The organism is Streptomyces sp. NPDC001970 (assembly GCF_053594115.1).
In genome coordinates this window covers 51,273-77,300 of the sequence record NZ_JBSFDW010000026.1, presented here as the reverse complement: position 1 = coordinate 77,300, position 26,028 = coordinate 51,273, and the positions used below count along the sequence as shown (strand labels likewise).

Genomic DNA, 26,028 nt, shown 5'->3' with positions numbered 1-26,028 from the left:
TGTCGACCAAAGCCCGAGGGACGGGAATTCATATGAGGGGTTGTCTGGATTTCGTATCGTCCGACGAACGAGGGCGCTGCCGCTTCGTGTCCTAGGACGCGCGTGCACTGCCTACGTGGGCCCGGCCGTGGGAGCCGGCGCAGTGTGCGACGTCGGCCCCGACGCGCTCGGACGCGTGGTCGACCTGGAGGGTGAGGTGTTCGATGCCGTACTGGTCGTGCAGCATCCGCTCGGCGGCCCGGCGCACGGTGTGGCAGTCCGCCGTCGGTGTGACGAGGATGTGTGCGGACAGCGCGGTGTAGCCCGAGGTGAGCTCCCAGACGTGCAGGTCACGCACTTCGCTTACGCCGTGGTGGTGCCCGTGGCCGCCGTGTGGGTGGTCGTGATCATTCTCGGCGGTGCTGCGCCGGCTCATGGGCAAAACCCTCTCCTCGCGTCTGCACATGACGGATCGTCACTCACGGCGACGATTCGAGCGGTACATGGATCCATGAATCCATGAAAGGCTGTATCGCTCGATCGAGTGGCAGACGGTCGGCAGGCGCATATCTCCGACTGTTCACGGACAAGGAGGGGGATTCCTGCGGCCTGTTGACGTGAGTACGTCACGGCCGAGAGGCTCCTGGCGACGTACGCGTCGACCTGCCACGGTCCGCTTTCGGTACACGCGGGACCGGGACCGAGGCTCAACTCCTGCCGAACGCAATCAATGAGGCCCTCCTATGAGCGGCGCGTGATTCCCGCGCCGCCCACAGGAGGGGCTCAGCCGAGGCCGCGACAATATCCCGGGTTCGGTGGGTGTTCGTGCAACGTCCTGCGTGGATGCGCCCACACTCGGCCGGCGGACATTCGACCAGGTAAGGAGCCGCCGTCGCCGGCGCGGAGTCAGCGGGCCGGCGAACGTGGACGAAAACGGGGTTCGAGTAGAACCACAGGTCGCCCCAGGGGCTCTCCAGCCCGTCGGCGAGCGGTTCGACCTCGTCGGTGCTGGTGCCGCGCACCCTGGCGTAGAGGTCGCCTTCCACGTCATGCAGGGTGTGCCGGATGACGTACTCCTTGCCCTGCTTGCGCCAGTCGCTCGGGCCGACCCGCGCCACCACCTTCGTGGTCGGGTTGGTGTCGGAGTCGAGCGCGCTCGGGCCGGTGATCTGGCCCACGATCAGGTCGACGCGTCGGAACACGCCGCGTCCAGGGCACAGGCATCTGCCCTGACCATTCGTCGCCTGCACCGGATGGCGCAGTCGTCACCGTCGTCGAAGGCAGCGCCGCCCAGGCCGACGCGGAAGCCCGTGGCTGAAGGGGGTGCTCCCGGGCGGACGGGCCTGCCACGCCTGAGGGTGTCCGGGCGGGCGTCCGACGGCCGATGCACGTGGACAGCACTCACTATCCGTGACGCCCTGAATCGCACTATTTACGGCGACTCGGTAGTTTCCAGATCAGGCGCCCTCGCGCGTGGAATGCCCATGGCGGCCCTCGTGACGGTCCCTTCGCAACAGCCCGAGGCAAGGAGAGCAGCATGTCCCGACCCATCGCCGTGGGAGTGGACGGCTCCGAAGAAGGTCTGGCGGCAGTGGACTGGGCCGCTGACGAAGCGGCCCTGCGCGGTACCGGCCTGCGGCTGGTGAACGCCACGCGGTGGGCGGAGCACCAGTTGCAGGCCGTGAAGGTGTCGCACGATGACCGTGCCGGAGAGGCGGAAAGCGTGCTCGCTGCGGCCGAGAAGCGCATCCGGGCCCGACGGCCGGACCTCGCCATGACCGCGAAGGAGATCGAGGACGCTCCCACCAATGTGCTGCTGGCCGCCGCCTCGGAGGCGGAGCTGCTGGTCATGGGGTCGCACGGGCTCGGCAGCGTCGGCGGCTTCATCATCGGCTCGGTGGGACAGGAGGTCATCGCGGAGGCGAAAGGCCCGGTGGTGCTGGTGCGCCCGGGGTACAGGGCGGCCGGGTCCGGCACCTCCGGCGGCGGGAATCACCAGAAGGTGGTCCTCGGTCTCGACGTGAGCGAGGTGAAGGACGAGCTCATCGAGTTCGCGTTCGACTTCGCCGGGCGGCACGGCGTCCCGTTGCAGATCATGCACACGTGGCACCTTCCGTTCTTCCAGCACCACAGAGCAGCCCACGACACGGGTACGGAGGCGGAGATGGCGTCGGCGCTCTCTGGCGCGGTACGCCCCTTCAGGGACAAGTTCCCGGCGGTCAAGGTGTCCGAGGTATCCGCTCCCGGGCGGGCGGCCGAGCACCTCGTCGAGGCGGCGTCGGACGCGCGTCTCGTGATCGTCGGCCGACGCAGAGCGGCCAAGGGCTCCCATGTCGGATCGGTCACCCACGCCGTGCTCCACCATGCCTCCTGCCCTGTGGCCGTCGTGCCGCACACCTGAAGGGCTGTCCCGTAATGGTTGACTGACCTGCTCGTGCGCGGGGACAGGCCGGCGACAGTGGGGGTGGTGCGCAGGTCGGCGATGCCGAGGGGTCAGTTCTGGTTCACCGGCCGGACTGCGGCCGGGTCGCGGTGGGCCGGGCAAGCCGGCAGATGGACGTCGTTGCCGAGGAAGAGCCCGTAGGTGTCGGCCTCGATCACACCATGGCCGCCGTACTGCCGATCTCCGGGCGGGCCGCATGGCAGGCCCTTTTCGACCACGACCGCCTCACGACAGGCCAGACCGTCCTGATCCCAGGAGGAAAGCCCGACCGAGAAGCAACGCGTTAGCATGGAAAAGCAGAACCCGATCGATTACAAGGCTCTTCTCGCCTTGTCTCGGAGGTCGAAGAGACCGCCACCGCGGCGGGTCTTGACTCGCTCCTGGTCGAGCATGTGAAGATCCGCACGTCCCAGATCATCGGGGGCAGTCCAGGCTGGGACTGCAACAGCACTGGCGAAGAGACCATCATCGGAATCCAGCCCGAACCACGATTGCGCGCGAGCGCGAAGGCTTCGTCGGCGAGGAGCAACAACAGACAGCCGATGGACATCGAGTTCACAGCAGCGTGCTGGGCTCGGAGTGGCAGGGAATGGTGCCTCCATGCCGCCGACGGCGGTCGCCACCACATCCGACCGATTCAAAGGACGCAGCGATGGCATCGAAGAGCGAGTCGCACAGCGCCGAAGCAGCGGGGTTGCTCAGATCGCAGGAGGGTCTGGACAACGAAGAGGTCGGCGACTTCCTGGACGAGGGGTACTCGCCGCCGGAAAGGCCGCTCGCGATCGGGGAGTGGGGCATCACGGCTCGTGAAGCGGCGTCACACGAGGACCTGGGCCATCGGCTTGCCCGAGAAGTGCAGGAGGAGGTCGTCGACGAGGGAGACGGGCTCGGAGATGCCTCGGACACCGACGGCGAACTGATCGACGACGAGGTCGGCAGTGCGCGTGCCGGCCGTCTGGTCGCCTGGGACACGGACGTCGTGCACAAGGACTACGACGGTTACGACTATTGGGCGCGTGACGTGGGCATTGACGGGGGCGCTGCCTCGGCCGAGGAGGCAGCCGTCCATATCGTCGCCGACCCGGACGACCGCGAGCGCTGAGACCTGATCCGCCTGGGCCGGATCCCCGAGAGCGTTTCGCGGATCGGTCAACGGCAGCAGGGGAGGAGGCGGCGTGCGTGGCGCTGTTCCGGACAGGCACGAGATGGCCGCTGATCGCCCATCCGCGTCGGCCCAACCGGTCGTCGGACCGACGCCATTGCGGAGGATGCGCACCCCGATGCGCTGAGCATTCACACCATTTCCACAGGTGGGAGCACATATCGGGGAGATTCCTCGGCGTTCAGCGTCAGCGTCATGGCCCCTGACACCCAGCTCGGCCGGGAGGTACGAAAGTGAATGAAGAGATCCGGCTGCACGATCTGTTGGCGCATCTGAGCACTGCCGACATCGTCGATGCCATGGGGCGTTTCCACCGCCACCGATGCCATCTGATCGACCTGGTGAGCCCCACGCCGCACCGAGTGCTCTTCGGCCCGGCAGCGACGATCTCATACCTCCCCTCGTGCCAGGAGGCACTCCCGACCGACCGGTACAACTTCGCCCGCCTCTTCTACGACGCAACCCGGGACGGCATGGAGGGACGGGTTCTTGTACTCGCGAGCAACGGGCACCCTGGCGTTTCGTTGGGCGGCGGGACGAAACTCTCTCGGCTTGCCGTCCATGGCCTCGCCGGGGTCCTGGCCGACGGCCGCCTGCGGGACTTCGCCACGCTCTCGACATACGGGTTCGCCACCTACTGTCGCGGCGAAACCGTACGGTGGGGCGGCGACACGGTGACGCCTTTCGAAGCCGACCGGCCTGTGGTCGTGGGCGGCGTGGCGGTCCGGCCTGGCGACTATGTGTACGCCGACTCCTCCGGCGCCGCGGTGATCCCACAGGCACACATTCGTGAGGTGCTCGAAGAGGCGCAGCGCGTGGTGAGCGAAGACGCGGCATTCGCCGAGCGCATTCGCCACGAGGACGGCGCACCGTAGAGTGCGAACCCAAGTCGCACGGCAATACCAGGCCACAAAAGCCCGGGGTCAGGCCCTCGCACGCTTGGGCAGCCGCCAGTCGGGACGCACGAAGTGACAGGTGTAACCATCCGGGTAGCGTTGCAGGTAGTCCTGGTGCTCCGGCTCGGCTTCCCAGAATGCGCCGGCCGGCACGACCTCGGTCACCACCTTCCCCGGCCACAACCCGGAAGCCTCGACATCTGCGATGGTGTCCTCTGCGACACGCCTCTGCTCATCATCCAGGTAGAAGATGACAGATCGATAGCTGAGGCCCAGGTCGTTCCCCTGCCGGTCCTTCGTAGTCGGGTCATGAATCTGGAAGAAGTACTCCAGAATGGTGCGGTAGTCGGTGATACCGGGATCGAAAGTGATCTCGATCGACTCGGCATGGCCACCGTGGTTGCGATACGTCGGATTCGGCATCTCGCCACCGCTGTATCCGACACGAGTGGCCAATATGCCCGGGAGTGCCCGAATCAGATCCTGCATGCCCCAGAAGCAGCCGCCCGCCAGCACTGCCTTCTCTTCGCTCTTGGTCATGTCGTTTCACCGTTCTCCCGTGTCTCCGACAAACCGCCGTCGGCTCCGTAGCCTTCACGCGTTCTTGTGCGGCGAAGCGAAAAGGCGCGCGAGCGGAATCCCGACGGATCGGCGCGATTCGGATGGGAGCGTCCAGGAACGCCGAGAGCGTTCAGTCCCGGGGCGGATCCGGGACAGCAAAACTCGACCTCCCCTTCTTGGGCGCCCTGCCGCTCGATGAGCAGTGGCGTCGTCCTGGCCGCCGCAGACGTCCGGCGCGTTTGCCCGACCCGTGCTTTCGCTGTCGTTGGACCCTTTTGAACCTACTCCGCCACCGGACGGGGCGCGCGGTGATCCCGGACAGTACGCGGGCCGGGGGTGAGTCCATCGTCGCGGACCACGTCCGCGGACCACTGGAACCGATTGAGGAGGCACCTGGCACCGCCGGCGGTGGGTCAGTGCACGAGCTCGGCCACGGCCGTGGCCTCGATGCGGGCTTCCTCACAGGTGGTGCAGTCGTCGAGCGCCGCGAGGTACCTCTCGGCGTCCAGAGCCGCCGCGCAGCCGGTCCCGGCGGCAGTGACGGCCTGTCTGTACTCGTGGTCGACGACGTCTCCGCAGGCGAACACGCCGTCCAGATTGGTGCGCGTGGACTGGCCTTCGACAGCGACGTAACCGGCATGGTCGAGAGAGATCTGGTCCTTGACCAGCTCGACCCGCGGATCGAGCCCGATGGCGACGAAGACACCGGCCACCGGTAGGTCGGTCTCCTCCCCGCTGTTCACGTCACGCACGCGGACACCCGTGGCCTTGTCCTCCCCCAGAACGTCGACCACCTCCCGGTTCCACAGAAAGCGGATCTTCTCGTTGCGGCGCGCCCGTTCCTGCATGATCTTCGAGGCGCGCAGGCTGTCACGGCGGTGCACAACGGTGACCGAGCGTGCGAACTTCGTCAGGAAGGTGGCCTCCTCCATGGCGGAGTCGCCACCACCCACCACTACGACGTCCTGGTCTCGGAAGAAGAAGCCGTCACAGGTGGCGCACCAGCTCACGCCGCGGCCGGACAGCCGCTTCTCGTTCGCCAGCCCCAGCTCGCGGTAGTGGGACCCGGTGGCCAGGATGACCGCCCTGGCGCGGTGGGTCTCGCCGGCGCTGTCGACGACCTCCTTGACCCGGCTCTCGAGACGGGCCGCCACAACGTCGTCGGGGATCATCTCGGCACCGAAGCGCTCCGCTTGGTCCCTCATCTTGTGCATCAGGTCCGGGCCCAACACCCCATCGGGGAACCCCGGATAGTTCTCCACGTCGGTGGTGTTCATCAGCGCACCGCCGGCGGAGACGGCCCCCTCGAACACCACCGGGCGCAGAAGTGCTCGGGCTGCGTAGAGCGCGGCGGTGTAACCGGCCGGACCGGAGCCGATGATGATCACTTCCCGGACGGTGTCATTCACGTTGATCACCTACCTGAGTTCAGGGAAAGGAACGAGACCGGCCGGCAGTCACCTTCCATGCCGCCGCGTTGAGCAGGACCACGGTCGTGGACGGCGGGCAGAACCCGCGGCAGCTACCGTGCGGCCTCGGCCGGCATTCCACCGTTGACGACGGATACCTCGGGTCACAGCGGCAGACGACTCCACCATGCACGCGCGAAGACCTGCACGCATCCCAGCGCCACACAGGCGCCACGTGTGCGACGGCATCGACGCCGTCGAACGCCTCGTGGCCGAGACGTCCTGAAGTCACACGACTCCACTCTGTACGGATCAGTGCTTCCTCGCACGAGGCAGCGGCCCAGGCGTCGGGTGCCGCTCGTGTGCTTCCCCTCAGACGCGCGGCGCAGCCGGTCCCGAACGATGCCGGCTTGTCGAGCAGGGCCGTGACCAGGGGCAGTGCGGAGTGCAGCTCCATCACTTCGGCCACCGTCGGGCACACACCATGGCTCCACTCCCCAACAGGGATGACCGGGTCGCGCGTACCACCTGCCCGCCCGGCAGTCCGGGAACGGCGGTGACATCCCCGCCGTTGTTCGTTCGAGGCCATGAAGGGACGCGACGGTCCGTGCAGATGCCACCGCACAGGGGGCATCCCTGCCCCCGTGTTCGGGTCATGGCGCGGTGGACCGGGCCGTGAGGGTCGGCGAAGTGAGCTTCGGACACGGCCGACGCCGGCTCGACAGGGGCATGGTCCACCTCGGGCGTGGCGTGCTTGATGCCGTACTCGGCTGCCAAGTGGAGCTGCAACTCAGCCCGGGTGGAGTGGCAGTCGAACTCCTCGGCGACCAGCACATGCGCGGACAGCACCGGGAAGCCGGAGGTGATGGTCCCCGATGTGCAGGTCGTACACCTCCGCACTCGCGGGCCACGCATCGACCAAGGAGGATGGACGGTGCCCTGCACCCCGGATACCGAGCCGCGCAAGCCGACCGGGGCCGACCGGACAAAAGGGGAGGTCATATGAGGCAGCGCAGGCTCATGGCCTGGGGCGCCGCCCTGTTCACCGCCGCGTCCCTGGGTGCCGCTGTCCCCCAGGCCGCGGCCGTGCCCGCCCAAGGCGGATGTTCCTACACCCCGTCGACGGCTCGCCCCGTCCTCTGGTACGGCCGCACCGGCCACGCGGTCCGGCAGGCACAGTGCCTGAGCAACCGGTGGGGCGGCGAACCGCCCAAGCTCCTCGTCGACGGCGTCTTCGACATCCGCCTGCTCGACAAAATCAGGTGGATCCAGGGCTGCCACGGCTTGCCCAGAAGCGGGGTCGTCGACCCGAACACCTGGCAGGCCCTGTACCACCCGGCCCCGGACTGCTACAACCCATACCCGAGCTGAGCCGCCGGACCACAAGGCTGTTACTCCCATTCACCGAACCGGGCACCACCACCCACACAGTGGTCCCGAACTGCCCGCCACCCTCCCCAACTTCATAGGCGCCGGCCTCGGCCCCATGCGCACACTCGCGTTCTGCACGGCGGGCGTGGAGAAGGCGTCGTTGCAGTTGCCGAGCACGGCGTTGCCGGCGGTGCCCGTGTTGAAGCCGGCCGTAGGTCTGGGCATCGACGACCGGCCGGTCGATGCCGCCCGCACGGCCGTCGTGGACCGAGCCGCGCTTGTCGACCAGGAAGTGGGACGCGCGGCAGGTGCTGCGCTTCGAGCCGGCCGACGGGCATGCGGTCACCCTCCGTCTTCAGGGCACGAGCCGGCACCTGAAGCCCGAGGCCAAGGGCTCGACCGTCGCGTACAAGGACGCGGTGGCGGGCGCGGATCGTACGGCGCCCGACCGACACGACGATCCCTGCTTCGGTGCGCTCATCGGTGACCGCACCGGCTGAGCCCGGATCCTGACACGACGGGGCCCCTGGCCGCTCGCCGTACCCCGGCGAGACGGCGCAGGGGCCCCGTTCGCCTGCCGGAGGCGCGCGACCATTTCGCGGCCTCGGGTGCCTCTTTGCCGGGGCCCGGGGCCGGGGTGGGATTGAGCAGCATGGGCGGAGCCGCCCGGCGCCAGGAGCCGACGACGGTCGCTCGGAACTCGTCCAAGACATGGGGACGGAGTCGGACACGCGGACGACTCGCGTAGGCTTCGCTCAGCATGGACGCGGCGGGGGCGGAGCGCATGACGGCTGATACGGCGCAGACGTGGGGGGCGACCCTCGATTCGGTGGTGGTGTACGCGCAGGGCGCGGTCTGCCGCCGACTGGCCCGGGGCAGCGTGCCGCCGGACGGCCGGGTGCGGGTGACGGGACTGCCCCGCTCGCTGGATGCGGGTTCTCTGCGGGCCCGTGTCCTGGGCACCTCCGGTGTGCGGGTCATCGAGGCCCGGGTGGAGGTCGAGGCCGAGCCGGCCGCCCCCGGCATTCCCGACGCGTTGCGGCGCGAGGTCGAACGACTGCGCGACGAGCACGCGGCGGCGGAGGGGCGCCGGGACCGGCAGCTGGGCCTGATCGAAGAGGTCAGGGCCTTGGGACCGGTCCCACCGGCCCGTAAGCGCGAGGACCCGCACCGCCGCACCCCCGTCGACGCGTGGCTGGAGCTCGCCGACTTCGTCGACGCGCGGCTGACGGACCTTCAGGCCCGGCTCGTCGAGCTGGAGGAGGCGCTGCGCCGGGTGGAGCACGCGCTTCGCGTCGCCGTGGACAAGCTCGAGCGCGCCTCCACCGACGCACCGTCAGCACACGTGGAGACCACGGTCTCCGCGGCCTTGACCCTCCACGGCGCCGGAGACGCGGAGGTGGAGCTGGAGTACGGGGTACCGGGCGCCGTCTGGGTGCCCGCCTACCGTCTCACCCACCGTCAGGGCGACGGCACCGGCCGTCTGCTGCTGCGCGCCTCGGTCGCCCAGCGCACCGGCGAGGACTGGACGGGCGTACGCATCGGTCTGTCCACCGCCGACCTGCGGCGCCGCACCGACCTGCCGAGGCTCCGCTCGATCCGGATCGGACGCCGTCAGCCCGCCCCGGCGCCTTCCGGCTGGCGCGAGCCCCCGGTGGGGCTCGCCGGCCTGTTCGCGGGGTACGACGCGGCAGGCCCGCGCCCTGCCACCGCAGCCGTGCCCGTGGCCGGCACCGCGCGTGTGGCTGCCGGGGCCGCCCCGCCACCGACGCCACCGGCCCCGCAGGGCTACGGCGCGCCGCCTGCAGCGCTCCCGGCACCCGGTAGTGCGGCCGGCCCCTCCCCGGAGGTCTTCGGCGGCGGGGTGCCCGACCTCGCGCAGCCGGTGAGGTCGCGACCGGGCGGCGGGCCACGACCGGGCGGCGGGCCGCGTCCGCGCGGCGCGTCCTTCGCGGCCCCCGCCCCCATGGCACCCGCTGCACCTGGCAGTCCCGCGCCGCCGGAACCGGTGGCCGGTCCGCCGCGGCCGAGCGTTGCCGAGCTCGACTACGCCGCCCTGATCATGAGCGGCCCGCACGAGCAGGGCAGTCGCAGGGGCCGGCTGTTCCCCGCCTCCCCCGACGACCTGGTGGCCGCCGAGTACCGCCGCCGCGCCGAGGCCGTGGCCGCGCTGCCGCTGCCCGGGCACGCCGTGCGGCCCCGCGAGTCGGCGGGCTCCTTCGACCATCGCTTCGACGCCGCCGCCCGTGCCGACATCCCGTCCGACGGCACCTGGCACACCGTCACCGTCGCCGAAATCCCGGTCGGTCTGCGCACCGAGTACCTCTGCGTGCCGTCCGTGGAGGAGACCGTGTACGCGACGCTGGTGCTCTCCAACGCCACCGACCGGGCTCTGCTGGCCGGTCCGGTGGAGGTCACCGTCGACGACGACTTCGTGCTGACCGCCGCGCTGCCCACCCTCGCCCCCGGCGGTGTCCGCCGGGTGGGCCTCGGGCCGGCCGAGGCCATCCGGGTCACCCGCCGTACCGAGCTGCGCGAGTCGACCTCGGGGCTGCGCAACAACACCACCGTGCTCGATCACCGCGTCCACGTGGAGCTGGCCAACCGGCTCGGGAGGCCGGTCACCGTGGAGGTTCGCGAACGCGTCCCGGTCACCTCGGAACCGGATGTCCGGATCGAGGAACGGGCCGACTGGACGGCGCCCGTGGACGGCGAAGGACCCGAGCACCACGCCCCGGGCACCCGCCTCTGGCGGGTGGACCTGCCCGCCGGTGGCACAGGCGCCCTCGACGGCGGCTACGAGATCCGCATCCCGGCCGGCAAGGCCCTGGTCGGCGGCAACCGGAGGAACTGACGCACGCCATGACCACAGCTCCGGAACCGATCCCCCTTCCCGTCACCGCCGTCACCTGCCTCGAGGACCGTGCCCACATCGAGCGCGCCACCGTGCTCGATCTGGAGGCCGGGGTCCAGCGGCTGCGTCTCGGACCGGTCAGTGCGCTGGCCGTCGACCGCACCCTGCACGCAGAACTGACGGCCGATCAACCGGCTCGTCCGGTGACCGTGCTCGACCTGCGGATCGTCCGCACCTGGACTCCGCGCGGGCCGCTGCCGCCCACCGACGACGACTCGGCGCTGCTCCACCGCATCCACGACCTCGAAAAGGAGCGGCTCGCCCTGGGACAGCGGCGCGACCGTCTCCAGGCCCGCCTCGACCTGCTCGGCCGGCTCGCCGCCGATCTGCTGCGGGATATCGGGGAGGGCACCGGTTTCGGCGAGGCCGAGCCGGAGCGCTGGGCCCGCGAACTGGACCGGGTGGATACGGAGCGCGACGCGTACGGCGAGGAACTCCGCACCGTGGAGGCCCGCCTGGCCACCCTCGCGGTCGAGCTCGACGAGACCCGACGGGCCTTGGACCTCGCCGAGGAGGAACCCGCCGAGCTGGTCGGGCACATCGAGCTGACCGTGGAGGCTGCGGTCGCCGGACCGGTCGGGCTGCGCCTGAGCCACCTCACCCCGTGTGCGCTGTGGCGGCCCGCCTACCGGGCCTTGCTCGACGGCGACGCCCTGACGCTGGAGACCGACGCGATGGTCTGGCAGCGCACCGGCGAGGACTGGGCGAACGTGCGGCTGACGTTGTCGACCGCCCGCTCGGCACTGGCCACCGACCCGCCACGGCTGGGCGACGACCGGCTGACACTCAGGGACCGCTCCGCAGCGGAGCGTCGCACGGTCGACGTCGAACTGCGCGAGGAGGAAATCAGGGACCTCGGCCCTGCCCCGGTGCTCGGCCTGCCGGGGATGGACGACGACGGCGAGGTACGGGTGCTGAACTCCCCCGCGCCGGTCTCCGTGCCCGGCGACGGCCGCGCCCACCGGGTGCCGCTCTCCGCCTTCACCACGACCGCGAGCTGCGAGTACGCCTGCTCGCCCGAGTTGTCCCCACTGGTCACCCAGGTGGTGCGGTTCGACAACCGGTCCGGCCATGCGCTGCTCGCCGGGCCCGTGGACCTGGTCCGCGGCAGCGGATTCAGTGGCCGCGGCACGCTGGACTTCACCGCCCCCGGCGCCCCCGCCGAGCTCGCCTTCGGCAGCAACGACGACTACCGGGTGGTCAGGGAGACCGAGGAGTCCCGCGACTCGGCGGGAATCACTCAGCGGACCGTGGTCACCCGTACGGTCCGGCTGCACCTGTCCCGGTTCTCTGCTCCCGGGGAGCACGACGAACGGGTGGTCGTCCTCCGGGAGCGGATCCCGGTCTCAGAGGTCTCGGCGGTGGAGGTACGCCTGCGCAAGGAAGCATGCTCCCCGGCGCCCGACGTGGTCGACGGCGAAGGCATCGCCCGCTGGGACGTCACCCTCCCGCCCGGCAGCCGTCGCACAATCACCCTGGTCTACGAGCTGTCGGCGAGCGCCAAAGTCGGCGGGCTCTGAACCCGGTGGTCCTGCACGCCGGCTGCCAGAGGCCCGATCCGGGCCCCCGCCCCAGCCGGTGGCCGTCTCGGCCACCGGCAGGACATGAGGGCTGGTCACCGCGGGGGTGCCTCTCTGTCGTTCGCCAAGAAGATCGGGCTGCGGTCGGGGGCCGGGGCAGGCTCGCCGGTGAGTCGGCCGGACGCCACCACGGCCGCACGCACTCCGACGAACAGGAAGATCGTTTGCATGGACAGCGCCCTATAGGAGCGGACGCTTCGGAGGTTGCCGAAGCGTCCCGCTGCCGTCGGGTCCGTGACTCGGCGCCGACAGCAGCACGGTCGGTTACGGCGGCGCTCTTGAGCGCAGCTACGCGGCGGCGGTCCTCGGTCCGCTCACTGCCCCGGCCGTCGATGGTCAGCGTCCGGGCAGACCGCCACCACCGCGATCGACACTGTGCACGGGAGTCAGCACCGCGCCACCGAACCAAGACGAACCACCCAATTCCGGCAGATGTCATCCGCGCTCCATTTCGAGGTCGCACCAGCCCCTGCACGTCTCACATAGCGGCTGCACGCACAGCGGACGACTGAAGTATGGTGTCCCACCACATGTGCCACTGACCTGCGTGTTTCTACGGTGTGGCGACACGAAAACGTCCCCGTTCCCGCTCGGAAGTGGTATCCATGACCGCCTCGGCAACCGCTCCACCCGCCCCAGGCTCGCTCAAGCGCATCGTCGCCGCGAGCCTCATCGGCACCACCATCGAGTGGTACGACTTCTTTCTCTACGGATCGGCGGCGGCGCTGGTCTTCAACAAGCTGTTCTTCCCTGATTCGGAGCCGCTGGTCGGAACCCTGCTCGCGTTTCTGACGTACGCGGTCGGGTTCGCCGCGCGGCCGCTCGGCGCGCTGGTGTTCGGGCACTACGGTGACCGGCTCGGGCGCAAGAAGCTGCTGGTGCTGAGCCTGCTGCTGATGGGCGGGGCGACGTTCGCGATCGGGCTGCTGCCGACGCATGCGACGATCGGGGCCGCCGCTCCCGTGCTGCTGACCGTGCTGCGACTGGTGCAGGGATTCGCGCTCGGCGGTGAGTGGGGCGGCGCCGTGCTGCTGGTGTCGGAGCACGGCGATGCCCGCAGGCGTGGGTTCTGGGCCTCGTGGCCGCAGACAGGCGCGCCGGCCGGCCAGCTGCTGGCGACCGGTGTGCTGTCGGCCCTGACGGCACTGCTGTCGGACGCCGCGTTCTTGTCGTGGGGCTGGCGCATACCGTTCCTGCTCTCAGGTGTGCTGGTGATCGTCGGCTTGTGGATTCGTCTCTCTGTCGATGAATCGCCCGTGTTCAAGGCGGCGATGGCGCAGGCCGAGGAGCGGAAGGCCGCCGCGGGGCAGATCGAGAAGATGCCGCTCGTGGCGGTTCTGCGGCACCACTGGCGCGACGTGCTGATCGCGATGGGTGCGCGGATGGCCGAGAACATCAGCTACTACGTGATCACCGCCTTCATCCTCGTCTACGCGACCACCTCGGCCGGGCTCAGCAAGCAGACCGCGCTGAACGCGGTGCTCATCGCCTCGGCCGTGCACTTCGCGGTGATTCCCGCGTGGGGCGCGCTCTCCGACCGGATCGGGCGGCGGCCGGTGTATCTGATCGGGGCCGTCGGCGTGGGTCTGTGGATGTTCCCGTTCTTCGCGCTCATCGACTCCAAGTCGTTCGGCAGCCTGCTGCTGGCCGTCACCGTCGGCCTGGTGCTGCACGGGGCCATGTACGCACCGCAGGCGGCGTTCTTCTCCGAGATGTTCGCGACCCGCATGCGCTACTCCGGCGCGTCGATCGGCGCGCAGTTCTCGTCGGTGGCCGCCGGGGCGCCGGCCCCGCTGATCGCGACCGCGCTGCTCGCCGACTACGGCAGCTCGACGCCGATCGCCCTGTACGTCATCGCCGCCGCGCTGGTGACGGTCGTCGCCATCGTCTGCGCCCGGGAGACCCGGGACCGCGATCTGGCCGATATCACGGCAGGGCCGGAGACCCGTGAGGCACGGGACGCGGTGGCAACCGCCGACGCGCCGACGACCGCCTGAGCCCGAGCCTGACCGCGACGAGACCCTCCGGCCGTGTGGGCCGCTGCGCAGCGCACTGTGCAGCGGCCCACACGGCCCGCTTCGTGCCGTCGTCAGCGGGAGACGGCCGTCGATGTCGTGCCGTCGTCAGCGGGAGACGGCCGTCGATGTCGTGCCGTCGTCAACGCGAGACCGCCGCCGACATCGTGCCGTCGTCAACGCGAGACCGCCGCCGACATCGTGCCGTCGTCAACGCGAGACCGCCGCCGATATCGAGTGCAGCCGGAGCGCCAGCTGAAGCTCCAGGGCGCGGGCCGGCGACTGCCAGTCCTCCCCGAGGAGCCGGCCGATGCGCTCGAGCCGCTGCGCCACCGTGTTCACATGGACGTGGAGTGCGTCCTTCGTACGGGCAGGGCTCATGCCGCTGGCGAAGTACGCGTCCAGCGTGCGCACCAGGTCCGTGCCGCGCCGCTCGTCGTAGTCGGCGACCGGGCCGAGGGTGCGGTGGACGAAGCCCTCGATGTCGCGTGTGTCGGCGAGGAGGAGACCGAGGAAGCCCAGGTCCGCAGCCGCCGCGCCCTCTCCGGAGCGGTGCAGGAGCCGCAGGGCCTCGACACACCGCCGCGCTTCGGCGTAGGCGGTGGCTATGGCACCCCGGTCGGTGACCGGAGCCTGGACCGTGGACGAGGCCCCGACCGTGACGGGCTCACGGAGGGTGCCACCGAGCTGTCTGGCGGTCTGACGGGCGATGTCGGTGGCGCTGTCCGCGGGGCCGAGCGGCAGCAGCAGGACCGCGCCGCCGTCGCGGGCCGCGGCCAGGCCCTGCCGGGTGGCCGCGAGGTGGGCGGCGGCGGAGGCGAGGCGCTGACGATCGGCGGTGGCCCGCTCGGCGCTGTCCCCGGTGGGATGGGCGTCGATCCGGGCGGCGAGCACCACGTGCGGAGCGTCGAGGTCGGCCTGGAGCCTGGCCGCCCGTTCCCGCAGCAGCCGGGGGTCGCGACCGGGAGAGTCCAGGAGATCGTCGAGAAGTTCACCGCGCACCCGCTGCTCGGCCTCGCCCGCGGAGCGCCGGGCCAGCAGCAGCAGGGACGTCACCATCGCGGCCCGCTCCAGGGTGCGTCGGTCGACGGGGTCGAGGGACGGGTGGCCGTGCAGGACCAGCGCGCCCAGCAGCTCACCGCCTGCCGACACCGCGGCCACCCAGTCGTCATCGTCCCGGATCGCGTGGCCGTCGGTGCCGTCCAGCTGCAGCGCGGCGAGCGAGGGTGCGGCGGGGTCGACGAACTCGACGGTGCCGTCGAGGATCTCGGAGAGCGCGCCGGCGACGTCGTGGACACCGCCGCCGTGCAGCACGAGCTCGGTGAGCCGGTCGTGCACGTCCGACGCGCGCTCGATGACGGCGCTGTGGTCACGGATGATCTCGTTGGCCCGCTCGAGCTCGGCGAGCGCGGTGCGCGTCTCGGCGAGCAGATTGGCGGTGTCGATGGCGACGGCGGCGTGTGCGGCGAGCGAGCCGAGCAGCGCGACCTGCTCGCGCTCGAAGACACGGGCGCGCCGGTCGGCGGCGAAGAGCACACCGATCACCTGGCTGCCGAGCGACAGCGGTACGCCGAGGATCGCGACGAGGCCCTCGTCCCGGACACCCGAGTCGATGGCGCGGGTGTGCTGGAAGCGCTCGTCGTCGAAATAGCTCTCCGTCACGTACGGCCGTGCGGTCTGGGCGACGAGTCCGCCGAGCCCCTCCCCCATGCCGAGCCGCAGCTGCTGGAAACGCGCCGATACCGAGCCTTCCGTCACGCGCATGTACGTGTCGCCCGCGACGGGGTCGTTGAGGCTGAGGTACGCCACCTCCGTGCCGAGGAGCGAACGGGCGCGCTGCACGATGGCCCGGAGCACCGCGTCCAGGTCGCGCAGACCGGACAGGTCGTGCGCGGTCTCGAAGAGCGCCGACAGCTCGGCCTCGCGGCGCCGCCGGCCCTCCAGCTCCGCGCGCACGCGCAGCGCGAGCTGCTTGGCGTGCTCCAGGCCGGCCAGCGTCTCGGGGCCCGAGCCGCTCGCACGGGCGAGCAGCACGGGCCGGTCGTACGCCTCCGCGGCGGCGCCGCGGGCGAGGAGCTCCAGGTAAGAGGCCTGATCGTGGGACATGGACACAGGGATACCTGCCGTGCGGGGGGTCGCACCAGCCCCTGTGGACGACGCGGCCCCTGTGGACAACTCCGTCACCCCCCCGCCCCGCCCGGTGTCGCCCGCCACAGGCGGACGGCGCAGGGCGCGGCTCACGGGACGACGCGGGTCAGTGCGCCGTCCAGCCCCCGTCCATCGCCAGCGACGTGCCGGTGATGAAGGACGCCTGTGGCGTGCAGAGGTAGGCGACCGCCTCGGCCACCTCCTCCGCCTCGATGAGCCGCTTGAGCGCCGAATCCTTCAGCAGGATGTCGGCGACGACACGCTCCTCGGGTACGCCATGAGCCGCCGCCTGGTCGGCGACCTGCTTCTCGACCAGTGGGGTACGCACATAGCCGGGGTTGACGCAGTTGGAGGTCACCCCGTGAGAGGCACCCTCCAAGGCCGCGGTCTTGGAGAGTCCCTCCAGACCATGTTTGGCCGCCACATAGGCGGACTTGTAGGCCGACGCCCGCAGCCCATGCACGGAGGAGATGTTCACGATCCGGCCCCAGCCCTGCCCGTACATGTGCGGCAGCGCGCCCCTGATCAGGCGGAACGGCGCCTCGAGCATCACGGTGAGCACGGTGCGGAAGACGTCCGGCGGGAACTCCTCGATGGGCCGCACCAGCTGCAGCCCGGCGTTGTTGACAAGGATGTCGGTGCCCGCTGCCGCCGCCTCCGCCGCGTCGAGGTCGGTCAGGTCCAGCACATGCGGCTCCACGGAGCCCGCCACCCCCAGCCCCAGGGAACGCTCGGCGAGCGCGTCGAGGCCGCCCGCCTCCCTGTCCACGGCCCTGACCTTGGCCCCGGCAACCGCGAGCCGCAGCGCACAGGCTCGGCCGATGCCGCTCGCCGCTCCGGTGACGAGAGCCGTACGGCCGCCGAGGTCGAGACCGACGGAAGGGGTGGACGCCAGGGCATGGGGGGCGGGACCCGGATTCATGGTCATGTTCCGCACCCTAGGCAGCCCTCAGGCACCGACCGATGTGGGCAGCGCCCACAGTTCACTCAGGCAAGGTGGAGTCGAACCACGTCGGATCGTCGCTCATGGCTTGCTTGATCCGGAAGAGGGCGAACTCCTGCAGCTCCGGCAGCGCGTCCACGGAGAACCAGCCCACCTCCAGCGACTCCTCGTCGTTGACCCGCGCCTCACCACCGACGGCGCGGCAGCGCAAGGAGACGTCCATGAACTGGCACTGGTCGCCGTTCGGGTACGTCACCGGCTTCGACAGCGCCTGGACGAGCACGACCCGCTCGACGACACAGCGCACGGCGGTCTCCTCGTACACCTCACGCACCGCCGCCGCCGCGGGCTGCTCCCCCGGCTCCGGAATACCCCCGATGATCGACCACTTGCCCGTGTCGGCCCGTCTCCCCAGGAGTACCCGTCCTTCGTCGTCGAAGACGACCGCGCTGACACCCGGCAGATAGAGCAGCTGCGAGCCCGCACTGGCCCGGATCCGGCGGATGAAATCAGGAGTACCCATACCGCCGACCCTATGTGGTGATCCCGCGCGCCGCCCCAAGGCCCTTCCATGCCTCCAGGGCCCTCAGGGCCTCCGGCACCTCGTCGGACGCCCTCGGCCGTCCGCGACCCTCCTCGACCGGCGGCGGCCTCAACGTTCCGATCAGGCTTCCCGTCGGCGGCGTCCGCGGACCGTGACGTAGCCGACCCAGCCCAGCGCCCCGGCCGCGAGCGCGACCAGGACGCCCTCGGGCAGGGTGCCCATGCGGGTCGCGGGGGTCAGCGTGGAGCGCAGCGGGACCTCGGCGACCAGGGCGTCCGGGGTGAACATCTCGGTCTGCTGGACGATCTTCCCGTCCGGGCGGATCACCGCGCTGACGCCGCTCGTGACGGGGACGACGACGGCCCGGCCGTGCTCGACGGCGCGTACCCGGGACATCGCCAGCTGCTGGTAGGTCATCTCGCTGCGCCCGAAGGTGGCGTTGTTGCTCGGTACGGAGATGAGCTGGGCGCCGTGCGTCACGGTGTCGCGGACCGCCCAGTCGAAGGCGGCCTCGTAGCAGGTCGCCAGGCCCACCTTCGTGCCGGCGAGGTCGAAGACGCCCACCTTGTGGCCGGGGCCGAAGTCGCGGCGGACCCGGTCGACGTCCGAGTTGACGATCCGGACGAAGGACCGCATCGGGATGTACTCGCCGAACGGCTGGACGTGCCGCTTGTCGTACGTGGCGACGGGGCCGCGCGCCGGGTCCCATTCGATCAGGGTGTTGCGGAGCTTGCCGGTCTCCGGGGCGACGACCGCGCCGATCACGGTGGGCACGCCGATCTTCCGCACGGCCTCGTCGATCACGAGGCGCGCGTCGGCGTTGCGGTACGGGTCCAGGTCGGAGGAGTTCTCCGGCCACAGCACGAAGTCGGGCTTGGCCACCTTGCCCGCGGCGACGTCGTCGGCGAGCTGCTCGGTGCGGCGCGCATGGTTGTCGAGGACCGCGCGGCGCTGGGAGTTGAAGTCGAGTCCGAGGCGCGGCACATTGCCCTGGATCGCGGCGACGGTCGCCGTGCCGTCCTCGGCCGAGTCGTCGACGAGCGGCAGCGCGGCGAGCGCGGCGGTGACGGGCACGAGGACGGTGAGCGCCGCTGCCGCGAGAGGGCCGCGGGGCAGTTCGCCGGTTCTCCTGTACGCACGGATCAGGCGCATGGTCTCGTACAGCCCGAAGCCGCACAGGGCGACCCCGAAGCCGAGCACCGGCGTGCCGCCCACCGCGGCGAGCGGCAGGAAGACGCTGTCCGCCTGGCCGAAGGCGATCTTGCCCCAGGGGAAGCCGCCGAACGGCACACGCGCGCGGACGGCCTCGCCGAGGATCCAGACGGCCGCGCCCCACACCGGCCACCACGGCAGCCGGGAGACGAGGGCGATGCCCACACAGGTGACGGCGATGAAGAGGGCCTCGACGGCCGCGAGCGCGAGCCACGGAACCGCTCCTACCTCCTCGCCGGTCCAGACGAGCAGCGGGAGCAGGAAGCCGAGCCCGGAGACGTATCCGAGGCCCAGCGCCGCACGCGCGCGGCGGCCCCGGAGGCACCAGCCGAGCAGCGCGAAGCCGGGCAGGGCCAGCCACCACAGGGGGCGGGGCGGGAAGCTCAGAAAGAGCAGTACGCCGGACGCTGCGGCCGCACCGGGCCGTACGAGCCACCGCAGCAGCCGGTGGGTCCGGCCTCGGGGGGCTTGGACGGGCTGCTGGGTGTCGACGGAGGTCATGGTCGCGCTCACGTGCCGGAGTCTACGGGCGCGCGGCGGACGCACGGCAGTCCCGCCCGGCTCGGGCAGCGCAGACAGGGCGCCGGATCCGGCGATGCCCCGAGGACCGATGCCCCAGGGGCACAGTTCCTGCGCAATCCATCCCCAAACCACCGCCCCTGCCGTTACCGTGTGCGCCAGCCCTCTCCGCCTGCCCGTCCGGCAGACCGCGGACGGGGCCCGTCACAGGTCGGGGGGTCGACGGGATGGCAACAGTGCCGGGCCGGTCGCCGGCCGTACGGGAGCGGCAGGAGCGGGAGCGGCAGGAGCGGGGCAGTGCCCCCGACGCCGTCGGCGTCGTCGTGCTCGGCTGCTGCGCCGCCTGGGCGCTGATCAGCGCCGCCGGCCGGGACGCGCGGCCCGAGGGGGTGCTGCTCGCCGTGCTGGCCGTCGCCGCGGGATACGCGTGCGGGCGGATCTGCGGAACGCTGCTGCCGGTGACCGCCGCGGCCGCCGCCGCGCTCGGCGGGCTCGGGCTGGCGATCGCCTCGCCGCACGGGGTGCCGGGCGTGACGACCATGGCGCCGGCCCCGCCGGGACATACGGGCGCGGCCGCCGCACTGCTGGTCCTGGCGACGGGAGCGGCGTGCCTGGCCGCGTCGGCGGCCGGGCCCGTGTCCGTACGGCTCGTGCTCCGGCTGCTGGCCGTCGCCGTCGTCTGCACCTCGCTCGTGCTCGGCTCGGTCGCGGGGTTCGCTGCCGCCACCGGCGTACTGCTGTGTTCGCTCGCGGCGGCCCGTGTGCGCCACCGGCTGCCGGGGCTTGCGGGGTTCGCGCTGGCCACGGCGCTCGTCGCCGGCGGCTCGTGGGCGGTGGCGCAGGACGCACTGCCGGACGGGCTGACCGTCTCGCTCCAGGGGCAGCTCACCCAGCACCGGATGCAGCTGTGGCACGACGCGGCCGCCCTCACGGAGCAGCATCCGGTGCTCGGTGCGGGTCCCGACCGGTTCGGCGATCTGAGTCCCACGGTGCAGCAGTCGCTGTACTCCGACGGCAAACCGCACTCCGCGCCGCTGCAGCAGGCGGCGGAGCAGGGGTTCGTGGGCGCTGGGCTGCTGGGTGCGCTGTACTGCTGGCTGCTGTACGGCCTGTGGCGCTCGTCGCGCTCCACGGCAGTGGTGCTGAGCGCGGGGGCCGCGCTGACGGCGCTCGCCGCGCTGGCAAGCGTCGGCAATCCCCTGAGCTTCACCCCGGTCACGGCGGGCGCGGGTCTTCTCGCCGGGCTGGCCACGGCACGCCAGGCCGGTGACCCGTCGTACCCCAGCGCGGACCCGTACCCCACCGCGGAAACGTTCCCCCTGGGCCCCTTGCCGGCGGTCGCCCCGTTGCCCCCGGCGCGGGCCGCCGGACCGAGGGGCACCCCTCCGGACACCCGGCACCGCGCCTGAGGACGCACCGGCCCTATGTCGCGGCCCCCGGGCCCTTCAGGCCCCCGCCGCCGTCCCCGTCGAGGCCAGGCGCAGCCGGTCGCGGATCACCCGCACCGCCGCCTCGGCGTCGTCGACGGTGACCGTGAAGGTCCGGCCGTCGCCGAGGCGGAGGGCGATGCCCTCGCCACGGCGGACGATGACGGCGGTGCCCATCTCCGGGCGCCAGCGATAACCCCAGCCGCCCCATTGCCGTGGGCAGACCCTGGGGACGAACTCGGCGCCCACCACGGACGCGAGCGGGATTCTCCGGCGGGGCACGCCGATGTGGCCGCAGCGCACCTCCATGGCGTCGCAGTCCACCGTGACCGCGACATGGACGAAGGCGAGGGTGCCGAACAGCATCAGCAGTCCGGCCGCGACGCAGCCGATCACCGACATCAGGAGGGCGATGATTCCCGAGGTCCACGGTGAGTCGACGGCGAGTTCGATGCCGAGCGCCATGCAGCCCGCTCCGGCGGCCGCAAGGACCCATTGGATGCGGTTCGTGGCGCGACCGGTCCAGATTTCGGGCAGTGGCTCAGCGGCCTGCCCCCCGGTACGAGGCTGGTCCGTCATGCGTAGCAGCGTACTCACGTTCCGCTCGCCCGGCACCGGTCCTCCGTCCGGAAAACCCCGCTGCGGCAGCACCGGGCGTCCCCGTCGTCGCCGGCGGATATGGGGAGCTGCCCGGGTCACGCCGCCGGGCTGCCCGGTGTGCGCTCAGTGCGTGGGAGTGACCGGATTCGCCGCGCCGAGCAGCCGGCCCTCGGCGTACATCAGCGCCACCTCCGGCAGCGTCCCTTCGCGCCCGCTGTGCAGCACGGTCAGCCGGGTGCTCAAGGTCGCGGCGGGCTCGGGCCGGGCGTCGATGCGGCGCAGCGCCTGGGCGGCGACGGCCCCTGCGGAGCCGTGCAGGGCCAGCGGCGGCAGCCCGTCCGGGCGGCCTGCGCAGACGGCGGTACGGATGCGCTCGGCGACGAGCTCGTAATGGGTGCAGCCGAGGACGACGGCGCGTACGTCCATCGGAGTGAGAGCGGCGGCCGCGGCGACGGAACGGTCGATGGCGTCCTCGTCGGCCTGCTCGACGGCGTCCGCGAGCCCGGGGCAGGGCACCTCGGTGACGTCGACGCCGTCGGCGAAGTCGCGGATGAGGCCGCGCTGGTAGGCGCTGCCGGTGGTGGCGGGGGTGGCCCAGATGGCGACCCGGCCGCCGCCCGCGGCGGCCGGCTTGATGGCGGGGACCGTGCCGATGACGGGCAGGCCCGGCTCCAGTTCGGCCCGCAGCGCGGGCAGCGCGTGCACGGTCGCGGTGTTGCAGGCGACGATCAGCGCGTCGGGACGGTGGACGACGGCGGCGCGTGCGGCGGCGAGCGCGTGCTCGCTCACGTCGTCCGGCGTACGCGGGCCCCAGGGCATTCCGTCAGGGTCGGTCGAGAGGACCAGATCGGCGTCCGGCCGCAGCCGGCGCACGGCGGCGGCTGCCGGCAGCAGGCCGATTCCGGAGTCGATGAGCGCGATCTTCACCCGGTCACCCTAGCCGACGGCCCTTGCGGTCCTGTCGGTGTGGGGCACACTGCGGCGAATGAGCACCATTGCGTGGATCGCCACGGGATCGCTGGCCGCGTGGCTGTGGCTGCTGCTGGGTCAGGGCTTCTTCTGGCGTACGGACCAGCGGTTGCCGCGGCGTGCGGCGCCGCGGTCCTGGCCGTCCGTCGTGATCGTCGTACCGGCCAGGGACGAGGCCGGGGTCCTGCCCGAGAGCCTGCCGTCGCTGCTGCGGCAGTCCTATCCGGGCGACGCCGAGGTGATCCTCGTCGACGACGGCAGCACGGACGGCACGGGCGAGCTCGCCCGCAAGCTGTCCGAACAGTACGGAGGGCTGCCGCTCACCGTGACGTCGCCGGGCGAACCGGAAGCCGGCTGGACCGGCAAACTGTGGGCGCTGCGGCACGGCATCGCGCTCGCGCGGACCCGCAGGCCCGAGTATCTGCTCCTCACCGACGCCGACATCGCGCACGAGCCCGACAGCCTGTGCGAGCTGGTCGCAGCGGCCGGCACGAACGGACTCGACCTCGTCTCGCAGATGGCGCGGCTGCGGGTCGCCACGGCCTGGGAGCGGCTGGTGGTGCCGGCCTTCGTCTACTTCTTCGCGCAGCTCTATCCGTTCCGCCGGATCAACGGGAAGCGCGCCCGGGCGACGGCCGCGGCGGGCGGATGCATGCTGCTGCGCACGGAGACGGCCGAGCGGGCGGCGATCCCCGAGTCGGTGCGGCAGTCGGTCATCGACGACGTGGCGGTGGCGCGGGCGGTGCGCCGGGCAGGCGGCCGGGTGTGGCTGGGGCTCGCCGAGCGGGTGGACAGCATCCGCCCCTATCCCCGTCCGGCGGATCTGTGGCGGATGGTGTCGCGCAGCGCGTACGCCCAGCTGCGGCACAATCCGCTGCTGCTGGCCGGGACGGTGGCCGGGCTCGCGGTGGTCTACCTCGCGCCGCCCGTCGCGGTGTGCGCCGGGCTGTTCGGTGCGGACGCCCCCGGGGACGCGGTGGCGGGCTGGACGGGGTTCGTGGCGTGGGCGGTGATGGCCGGTACGTACATGCCGATGCTGCGGTACTACCGGCAGACGCTGTGGCTGGCTCCCCTGCTGCCCTTCACGGCCCTGCTGTATCTGCTGATGACCGTCGACTCGGCGGTGCAGCACTACCGGGGGCGCGGTGCGGCCTGGAAGGGGCGTACGTACGCCCGTCCCGAAGCCGCACCGGACCGTTGACGCCTGGCGTAGGTCACTTCCTGCCAGGTGTCCAGTTCATGCCCCATCCGTAGGCGTAATCGATGGTGCGCTGGGGGCTGACTCCGCGTTCCGGCACCAGATAGCGCGCCTCACGCTGGACGACGAGGTCCCCGCCCTGATTGGTGATCAGGGCGAGGGCACAGACCGTGGAAGGGACGGTGCACTCGTCCAGGGAGAAGTCGATGGGGGCGCCGTGCTGCGGCTGAAGGGTGACGGTGGCGTGCAGGTCGGCGAAGCTGCGGGCGCCCTCGTAGATGGCGACGAAGATGACGACGCGGCGGAGCTCGTCCTTGTGGTCGAGGTTGATGGTGAGGTTCTCGCCGGTGGCCACGGCGCCGGTGCGGTCGTCGCCGTCGAGATGGATGTACGGGGGCTGGTGGAGCGAGCCGTACGCGTTGCCGAGTGCCTGGACGACTCCCTTGCGGCCGTCCGTGAGTTCGAAGAGGGCGCACAGGTCGAGGTCGAGGTCGGCGTGCATGGCGACGGCGCGGCCGAGCTTGGCGCCCCAGCCCTTGAACTGTTTGCGCACTTCCCAGTTGAGGTTGACCCGCATGGTGCCGGACGTGCCGCCCTGCTTGCTGAGCGAGACGGTCGGCGACTCCTTCGTCAGGGTGACCTTGGTGAGGCGCACGGGTGCGGGCGCGGGCGCGGGCGGTGCCGGGCGCTCCGGCGCGACGGCGGGTACTGCGGGCGCCGGCGTGTACGCCGGTGTCGACGGGGCCTGGGGCCAGGCGGGTGCAGGCGCCGGTGCCGGTGCCGGAGGTACGGCCGGTGCCGGTGCCGGGGGCGCGGTCCGCTGCGGTGCCGCCGCCTGCTGGGGCTCGTCGACCGTGATGCCGAAGTCGGTGGCGAGACCCTCGAGCCCGCTCCCGTACCCCTGTCCGACCGCGCGGAACTTCCACGCGCCCTGGCGCCGGTACAGCTCACCGAGGATGAAGGCCGTCTCGACCGTCGCGTCCTGGCTCTCGTAGCGGGCGATCTCCTTGCCCCCGGCGGCGTCGAGCACGCGTACGTACAGCCCCGGCACCTGTCCGAAACTGCCGCCGTCCGCCGATGCGGCGACGACAATCCGCTCGATGGCCGGCTCGACGCGGCCCAGGTCGACGAGGAGACGGTCGGTCGTCCCGTCCCCGGCGGTGCGCTTGCCGTCGTGGCGCACCGCGCCCGAGGCGTGTTCGGGCTGGTTGTAGAAGACGAAGTCCGCGTCGGAGCGGACCTTTCCCGACCCGGAGTCGAGCAGCAGGGCGGACGCGTCGACGTCGGGAACCCCGTTTCCGGAACGCCATCCCAACTCGACATGAACGCTCGGCGCGGGTACTGGAACATTCGCTCCCTTGAGCATGGACATTCTCGCCCCCATCACGGGTCCTCGTGCCCGGACAATTCCGTGCCGACAACCTAGCCGCGACACCGTCCGAGCGCCCCCCGCGACCCGTGGGTAACCCCTTCCTAGCTTGCCCTTTACACGATCTAGACGGTGCGCGACGACCGTTTTTCCCGAGTTCGCTCGCATTGGGGATCCGTGGTCACTCGGAACACGTCAAACAACCCTCTTATCGGGCTCCCCAATCAGCACATCGTGGGCTTAACTTATGTGCCATGACCTCCCCCCGCTCCGCCTACGGCGGCGGTTACTACGCCGCGCCGTCGTTCCCCGACACCCCGATCTACGACTCCCTGGTCGCGGAGCGGGGCACGCCTCAGATCGCCCCGATCCGAGTGCCTGCCGCATACGACACCGTCGGCAGCTATCTGCCGGCGCTGCCGGCGGCCCTTCCCGCCCTCCCGGCGGCCCCCTCGCAGCCCGCACCTTCGTACGGCTACCCCCAGCCGATGCAGCAGCCTGTGCCGCTGCAGCAGGCGCCCGCGCCGTACATCCCGCAGCAGCCGGCCGGCCCCCGCGGCTACCCGGGCGCCCAGCCGCAGCCCATGCCCCGCCCGGCGGCCGGCGGGTACGAGTCGATGCGCCCCGCCGCGGCGCCGCGTCCGATGCCCGCCCCTGCGCCCTACGAGGACCCGTACAACCGCCCGTACCAGGGCGGCGGCTACTGACCGACCGGGCAGTGACGAACGGGCGCCGGCCCACGGTCACCGGCGCCCGGTTCCGAGCGGCG

The 26,028-nt window shown here is 71.4% G+C and carries 22 protein-coding genes; 11 read left to right on the top strand and 11 right to left on the bottom strand.

From position 1 onward, the window contains the following. Positions 1-91: 91 nt before the first annotated feature. Together ACWCP0_RS27630 and ACWCP0_RS27625 are read right to left on the bottom strand one after the other, a co-directional pair. Positions 92-415, bottom strand: a complete 324-nt coding sequence (locus ACWCP0_RS27630; protein WP_451081482.1) for a cation transporter dimerization domain-containing protein — start codon at positions 413-415, stop codon at positions 92-94. Between the two features lie 271 nt (positions 416-686). Continuing rightward, complete coding sequence (locus ACWCP0_RS27625; protein WP_451081481.1) at positions 687-1,157, bottom strand: hypothetical protein; 471 nt, start codon at positions 1,155-1,157, stop codon at positions 687-689. Between the two features lie 359 nt (positions 1,158-1,516). Between ACWCP0_RS27625 and ACWCP0_RS27620 the strand changes: the two genes are divergently transcribed. From ACWCP0_RS27620 to ACWCP0_RS27610, 3 genes are all read left to right on the top strand, one after another. After that, positions 1,517-2,380 carry a universal stress protein gene (locus tag ACWCP0_RS27620; protein ID WP_451081480.1) on the top strand — a complete coding sequence of 288 codons (864 nt, stop codon included), beginning with the start codon at positions 1,517-1,519 and terminating at the stop codon, positions 2,378-2,380. Positions 2,381-3,074: 694 nt separating this feature from the next. After that, positions 3,075-3,524 carry a DUF5709 domain-containing protein gene (locus tag ACWCP0_RS27615; protein WP_451081479.1) on the top strand — a complete coding sequence of 150 codons (450 nt, stop codon included), beginning with the start codon at positions 3,075-3,077 and terminating at the stop codon, positions 3,522-3,524. Between the two features lie 293 nt (positions 3,525-3,817). Beyond that, complete coding sequence (locus tag ACWCP0_RS27610) at positions 3,818-4,459, top strand: RraA family protein (protein ID WP_451081478.1); 642 nt, start codon at positions 3,818-3,820, stop codon at positions 4,457-4,459. Positions 4,460-4,507: 48 nt separating this feature from the next. Here the strand turns inward: ACWCP0_RS27610 and msrA are convergent, their stop codons facing one another. Together msrA and trxB are read right to left on the bottom strand one after the other, a co-directional pair. Beyond that, positions 4,508-5,020, bottom strand: a complete 513-nt coding sequence (gene msrA, locus ACWCP0_RS27605) for a peptide-methionine (S)-S-oxide reductase MsrA (RefSeq protein WP_451081477.1) — start codon at positions 5,018-5,020, stop codon at positions 4,508-4,510. Between the two features lie 434 nt (positions 5,021-5,454). Continuing rightward, positions 5,455-6,450, bottom strand: coding sequence for a thioredoxin-disulfide reductase (gene trxB, locus ACWCP0_RS27600; RefSeq protein WP_451081476.1), 996 nt, complete (start codon positions 6,448-6,450; stop codon positions 5,455-5,457). Positions 6,451-7,452: 1,002 nt separating this feature from the next. On the opposite strand from trxB, the gene ACWCP0_RS27595 reads away from it, so the two are divergent. The 5 genes from ACWCP0_RS27595 to ACWCP0_RS27575 all read left to right on the top strand — a co-directional run bounded on the left by ACWCP0_RS27595 (position 7,453) and on the right by ACWCP0_RS27575 (position 14,312). Continuing rightward, positions 7,453-7,821 carry a peptidoglycan-binding domain-containing protein gene (locus tag ACWCP0_RS27595; protein ID WP_451081475.1) on the top strand — a complete coding sequence of 123 codons (369 nt, stop codon included), beginning with the start codon at positions 7,453-7,455 and terminating at the stop codon, positions 7,819-7,821. Positions 7,822-8,099: 278 nt separating this feature from the next. Then, on the top strand, positions 8,100-8,321 hold the full coding sequence (locus ACWCP0_RS27590; RefSeq protein ID WP_451081474.1) for a hypothetical protein: 222 nt from the start codon (positions 8,100-8,102) through the stop codon (positions 8,319-8,321). 284 nt (positions 8,322-8,605) lie between these two features. Next, positions 8,606-10,675 carry a DUF4139 domain-containing protein gene (locus tag ACWCP0_RS27585; RefSeq protein WP_451081541.1) on the top strand — a complete coding sequence of 690 codons (2,070 nt, stop codon included), beginning with the start codon at positions 8,606-8,608 and terminating at the stop codon, positions 10,673-10,675. A gap of 8 nt (positions 10,676-10,683) precedes the next feature. After that, entirely contained in the window at positions 10,684-12,255 is a 1,572-nt protein-coding gene (locus ACWCP0_RS27580; RefSeq protein WP_451081473.1) for a DUF4139 domain-containing protein, read from the top strand. Positions 12,256-12,920: 665 nt separating this feature from the next. Beyond that, positions 12,921-14,312: an MFS transporter gene (locus ACWCP0_RS27575; protein WP_451081472.1), complete on the top strand. Its 1,392-nt coding sequence runs from the start codon at positions 12,921-12,923 to the stop codon at positions 14,310-14,312. Positions 14,313-14,540: 228 nt separating this feature from the next. Here the strand turns inward: ACWCP0_RS27575 and ACWCP0_RS27570 are convergent, their stop codons facing one another. The 4 genes from ACWCP0_RS27570 to lnt all read right to left on the bottom strand — a co-directional run bounded on the left by ACWCP0_RS27570 (position 14,541) and on the right by lnt (position 19,690). Beyond that, positions 14,541-16,436 (bottom strand): helix-turn-helix domain-containing protein, encoded by a 1,896-nt coding sequence (locus ACWCP0_RS27570; protein WP_451081471.1) that lies wholly within the window; start codon positions 16,434-16,436, stop codon positions 14,541-14,543. 148 nt (positions 16,437-16,584) lie between these two features. Further along, on the bottom strand, positions 16,585-17,406 hold the full coding sequence (locus tag ACWCP0_RS27565; protein ID WP_451081470.1) for a 3-hydroxybutyrate dehydrogenase: 822 nt from the start codon (positions 17,404-17,406) through the stop codon (positions 16,585-16,587). 55 nt (positions 17,407-17,461) lie between these two features. After that, the gene (locus ACWCP0_RS27560; RefSeq protein ID WP_351224980.1) at positions 17,462-17,944 is read right to left on the bottom strand and encodes an NUDIX hydrolase; all 483 of its coding nucleotides are present in this window, start codon (positions 17,942-17,944) and stop codon (positions 17,462-17,464) included. A 141-nt stretch (positions 17,945-18,085) separates the two neighbouring features. Then, positions 18,086-19,690, bottom strand: coding sequence for an apolipoprotein N-acyltransferase (gene lnt / locus ACWCP0_RS27555; protein WP_451081469.1), 1,605 nt, complete (start codon positions 19,688-19,690; stop codon positions 18,086-18,088). Between the two features lie 233 nt (positions 19,691-19,923). Between lnt and ACWCP0_RS27550 the strand changes: the two genes are divergently transcribed. Further along, positions 19,924-21,105, top strand: coding sequence for an O-antigen ligase family protein (locus ACWCP0_RS27550; protein ID WP_451081468.1), 1,182 nt, complete (start codon positions 19,924-19,926; stop codon positions 21,103-21,105). 36 nt (positions 21,106-21,141) lie between these two features. Here ACWCP0_RS27550 and ACWCP0_RS27545 read toward each other — a convergent pair whose 3' ends face one another. Together ACWCP0_RS27545 and ACWCP0_RS27540 are read right to left on the bottom strand one after the other, a co-directional pair. Beyond that, a complete protein-coding gene (locus tag ACWCP0_RS27545) occupies positions 21,142-21,702 on the bottom strand; it encodes a hypothetical protein (protein ID WP_451081467.1) in 561 nt (186 codons plus the stop codon). Between the two features lie 144 nt (positions 21,703-21,846). Next, on the bottom strand, positions 21,847-22,650 hold the full coding sequence (locus ACWCP0_RS27540) for a glutamate racemase (protein ID WP_451081466.1): 804 nt from the start codon (positions 22,648-22,650) through the stop codon (positions 21,847-21,849). A 58-nt stretch (positions 22,651-22,708) separates the two neighbouring features. On the opposite strand from ACWCP0_RS27540, the gene ACWCP0_RS27535 reads away from it, so the two are divergent. After that, on the top strand, positions 22,709-23,893 hold the full coding sequence (locus ACWCP0_RS27535; protein WP_451081465.1) for a glycosyltransferase: 1,185 nt from the start codon (positions 22,709-22,711) through the stop codon (positions 23,891-23,893). Between the two features lie 13 nt (positions 23,894-23,906). On the opposite strand, the gene ACWCP0_RS27530 is transcribed toward ACWCP0_RS27535, so the two are convergent. Next, positions 23,907-25,274 carry a TerD family protein gene (locus ACWCP0_RS27530; RefSeq protein ID WP_451081464.1) on the bottom strand — a complete coding sequence of 456 codons (1,368 nt, stop codon included), beginning with the start codon at positions 25,272-25,274 and terminating at the stop codon, positions 23,907-23,909. Positions 25,275-25,513: 239 nt separating this feature from the next. Here ACWCP0_RS27530 and ACWCP0_RS27525 point away from each other — a divergent pair, with 239 nt between their 5' ends. Further along, complete coding sequence (locus ACWCP0_RS27525; protein ID WP_451081463.1) at positions 25,514-25,966, top strand: DUF6643 family protein; 453 nt, start codon at positions 25,514-25,516, stop codon at positions 25,964-25,966. Positions 25,967-26,028: the final 62 nt, after the last annotated feature.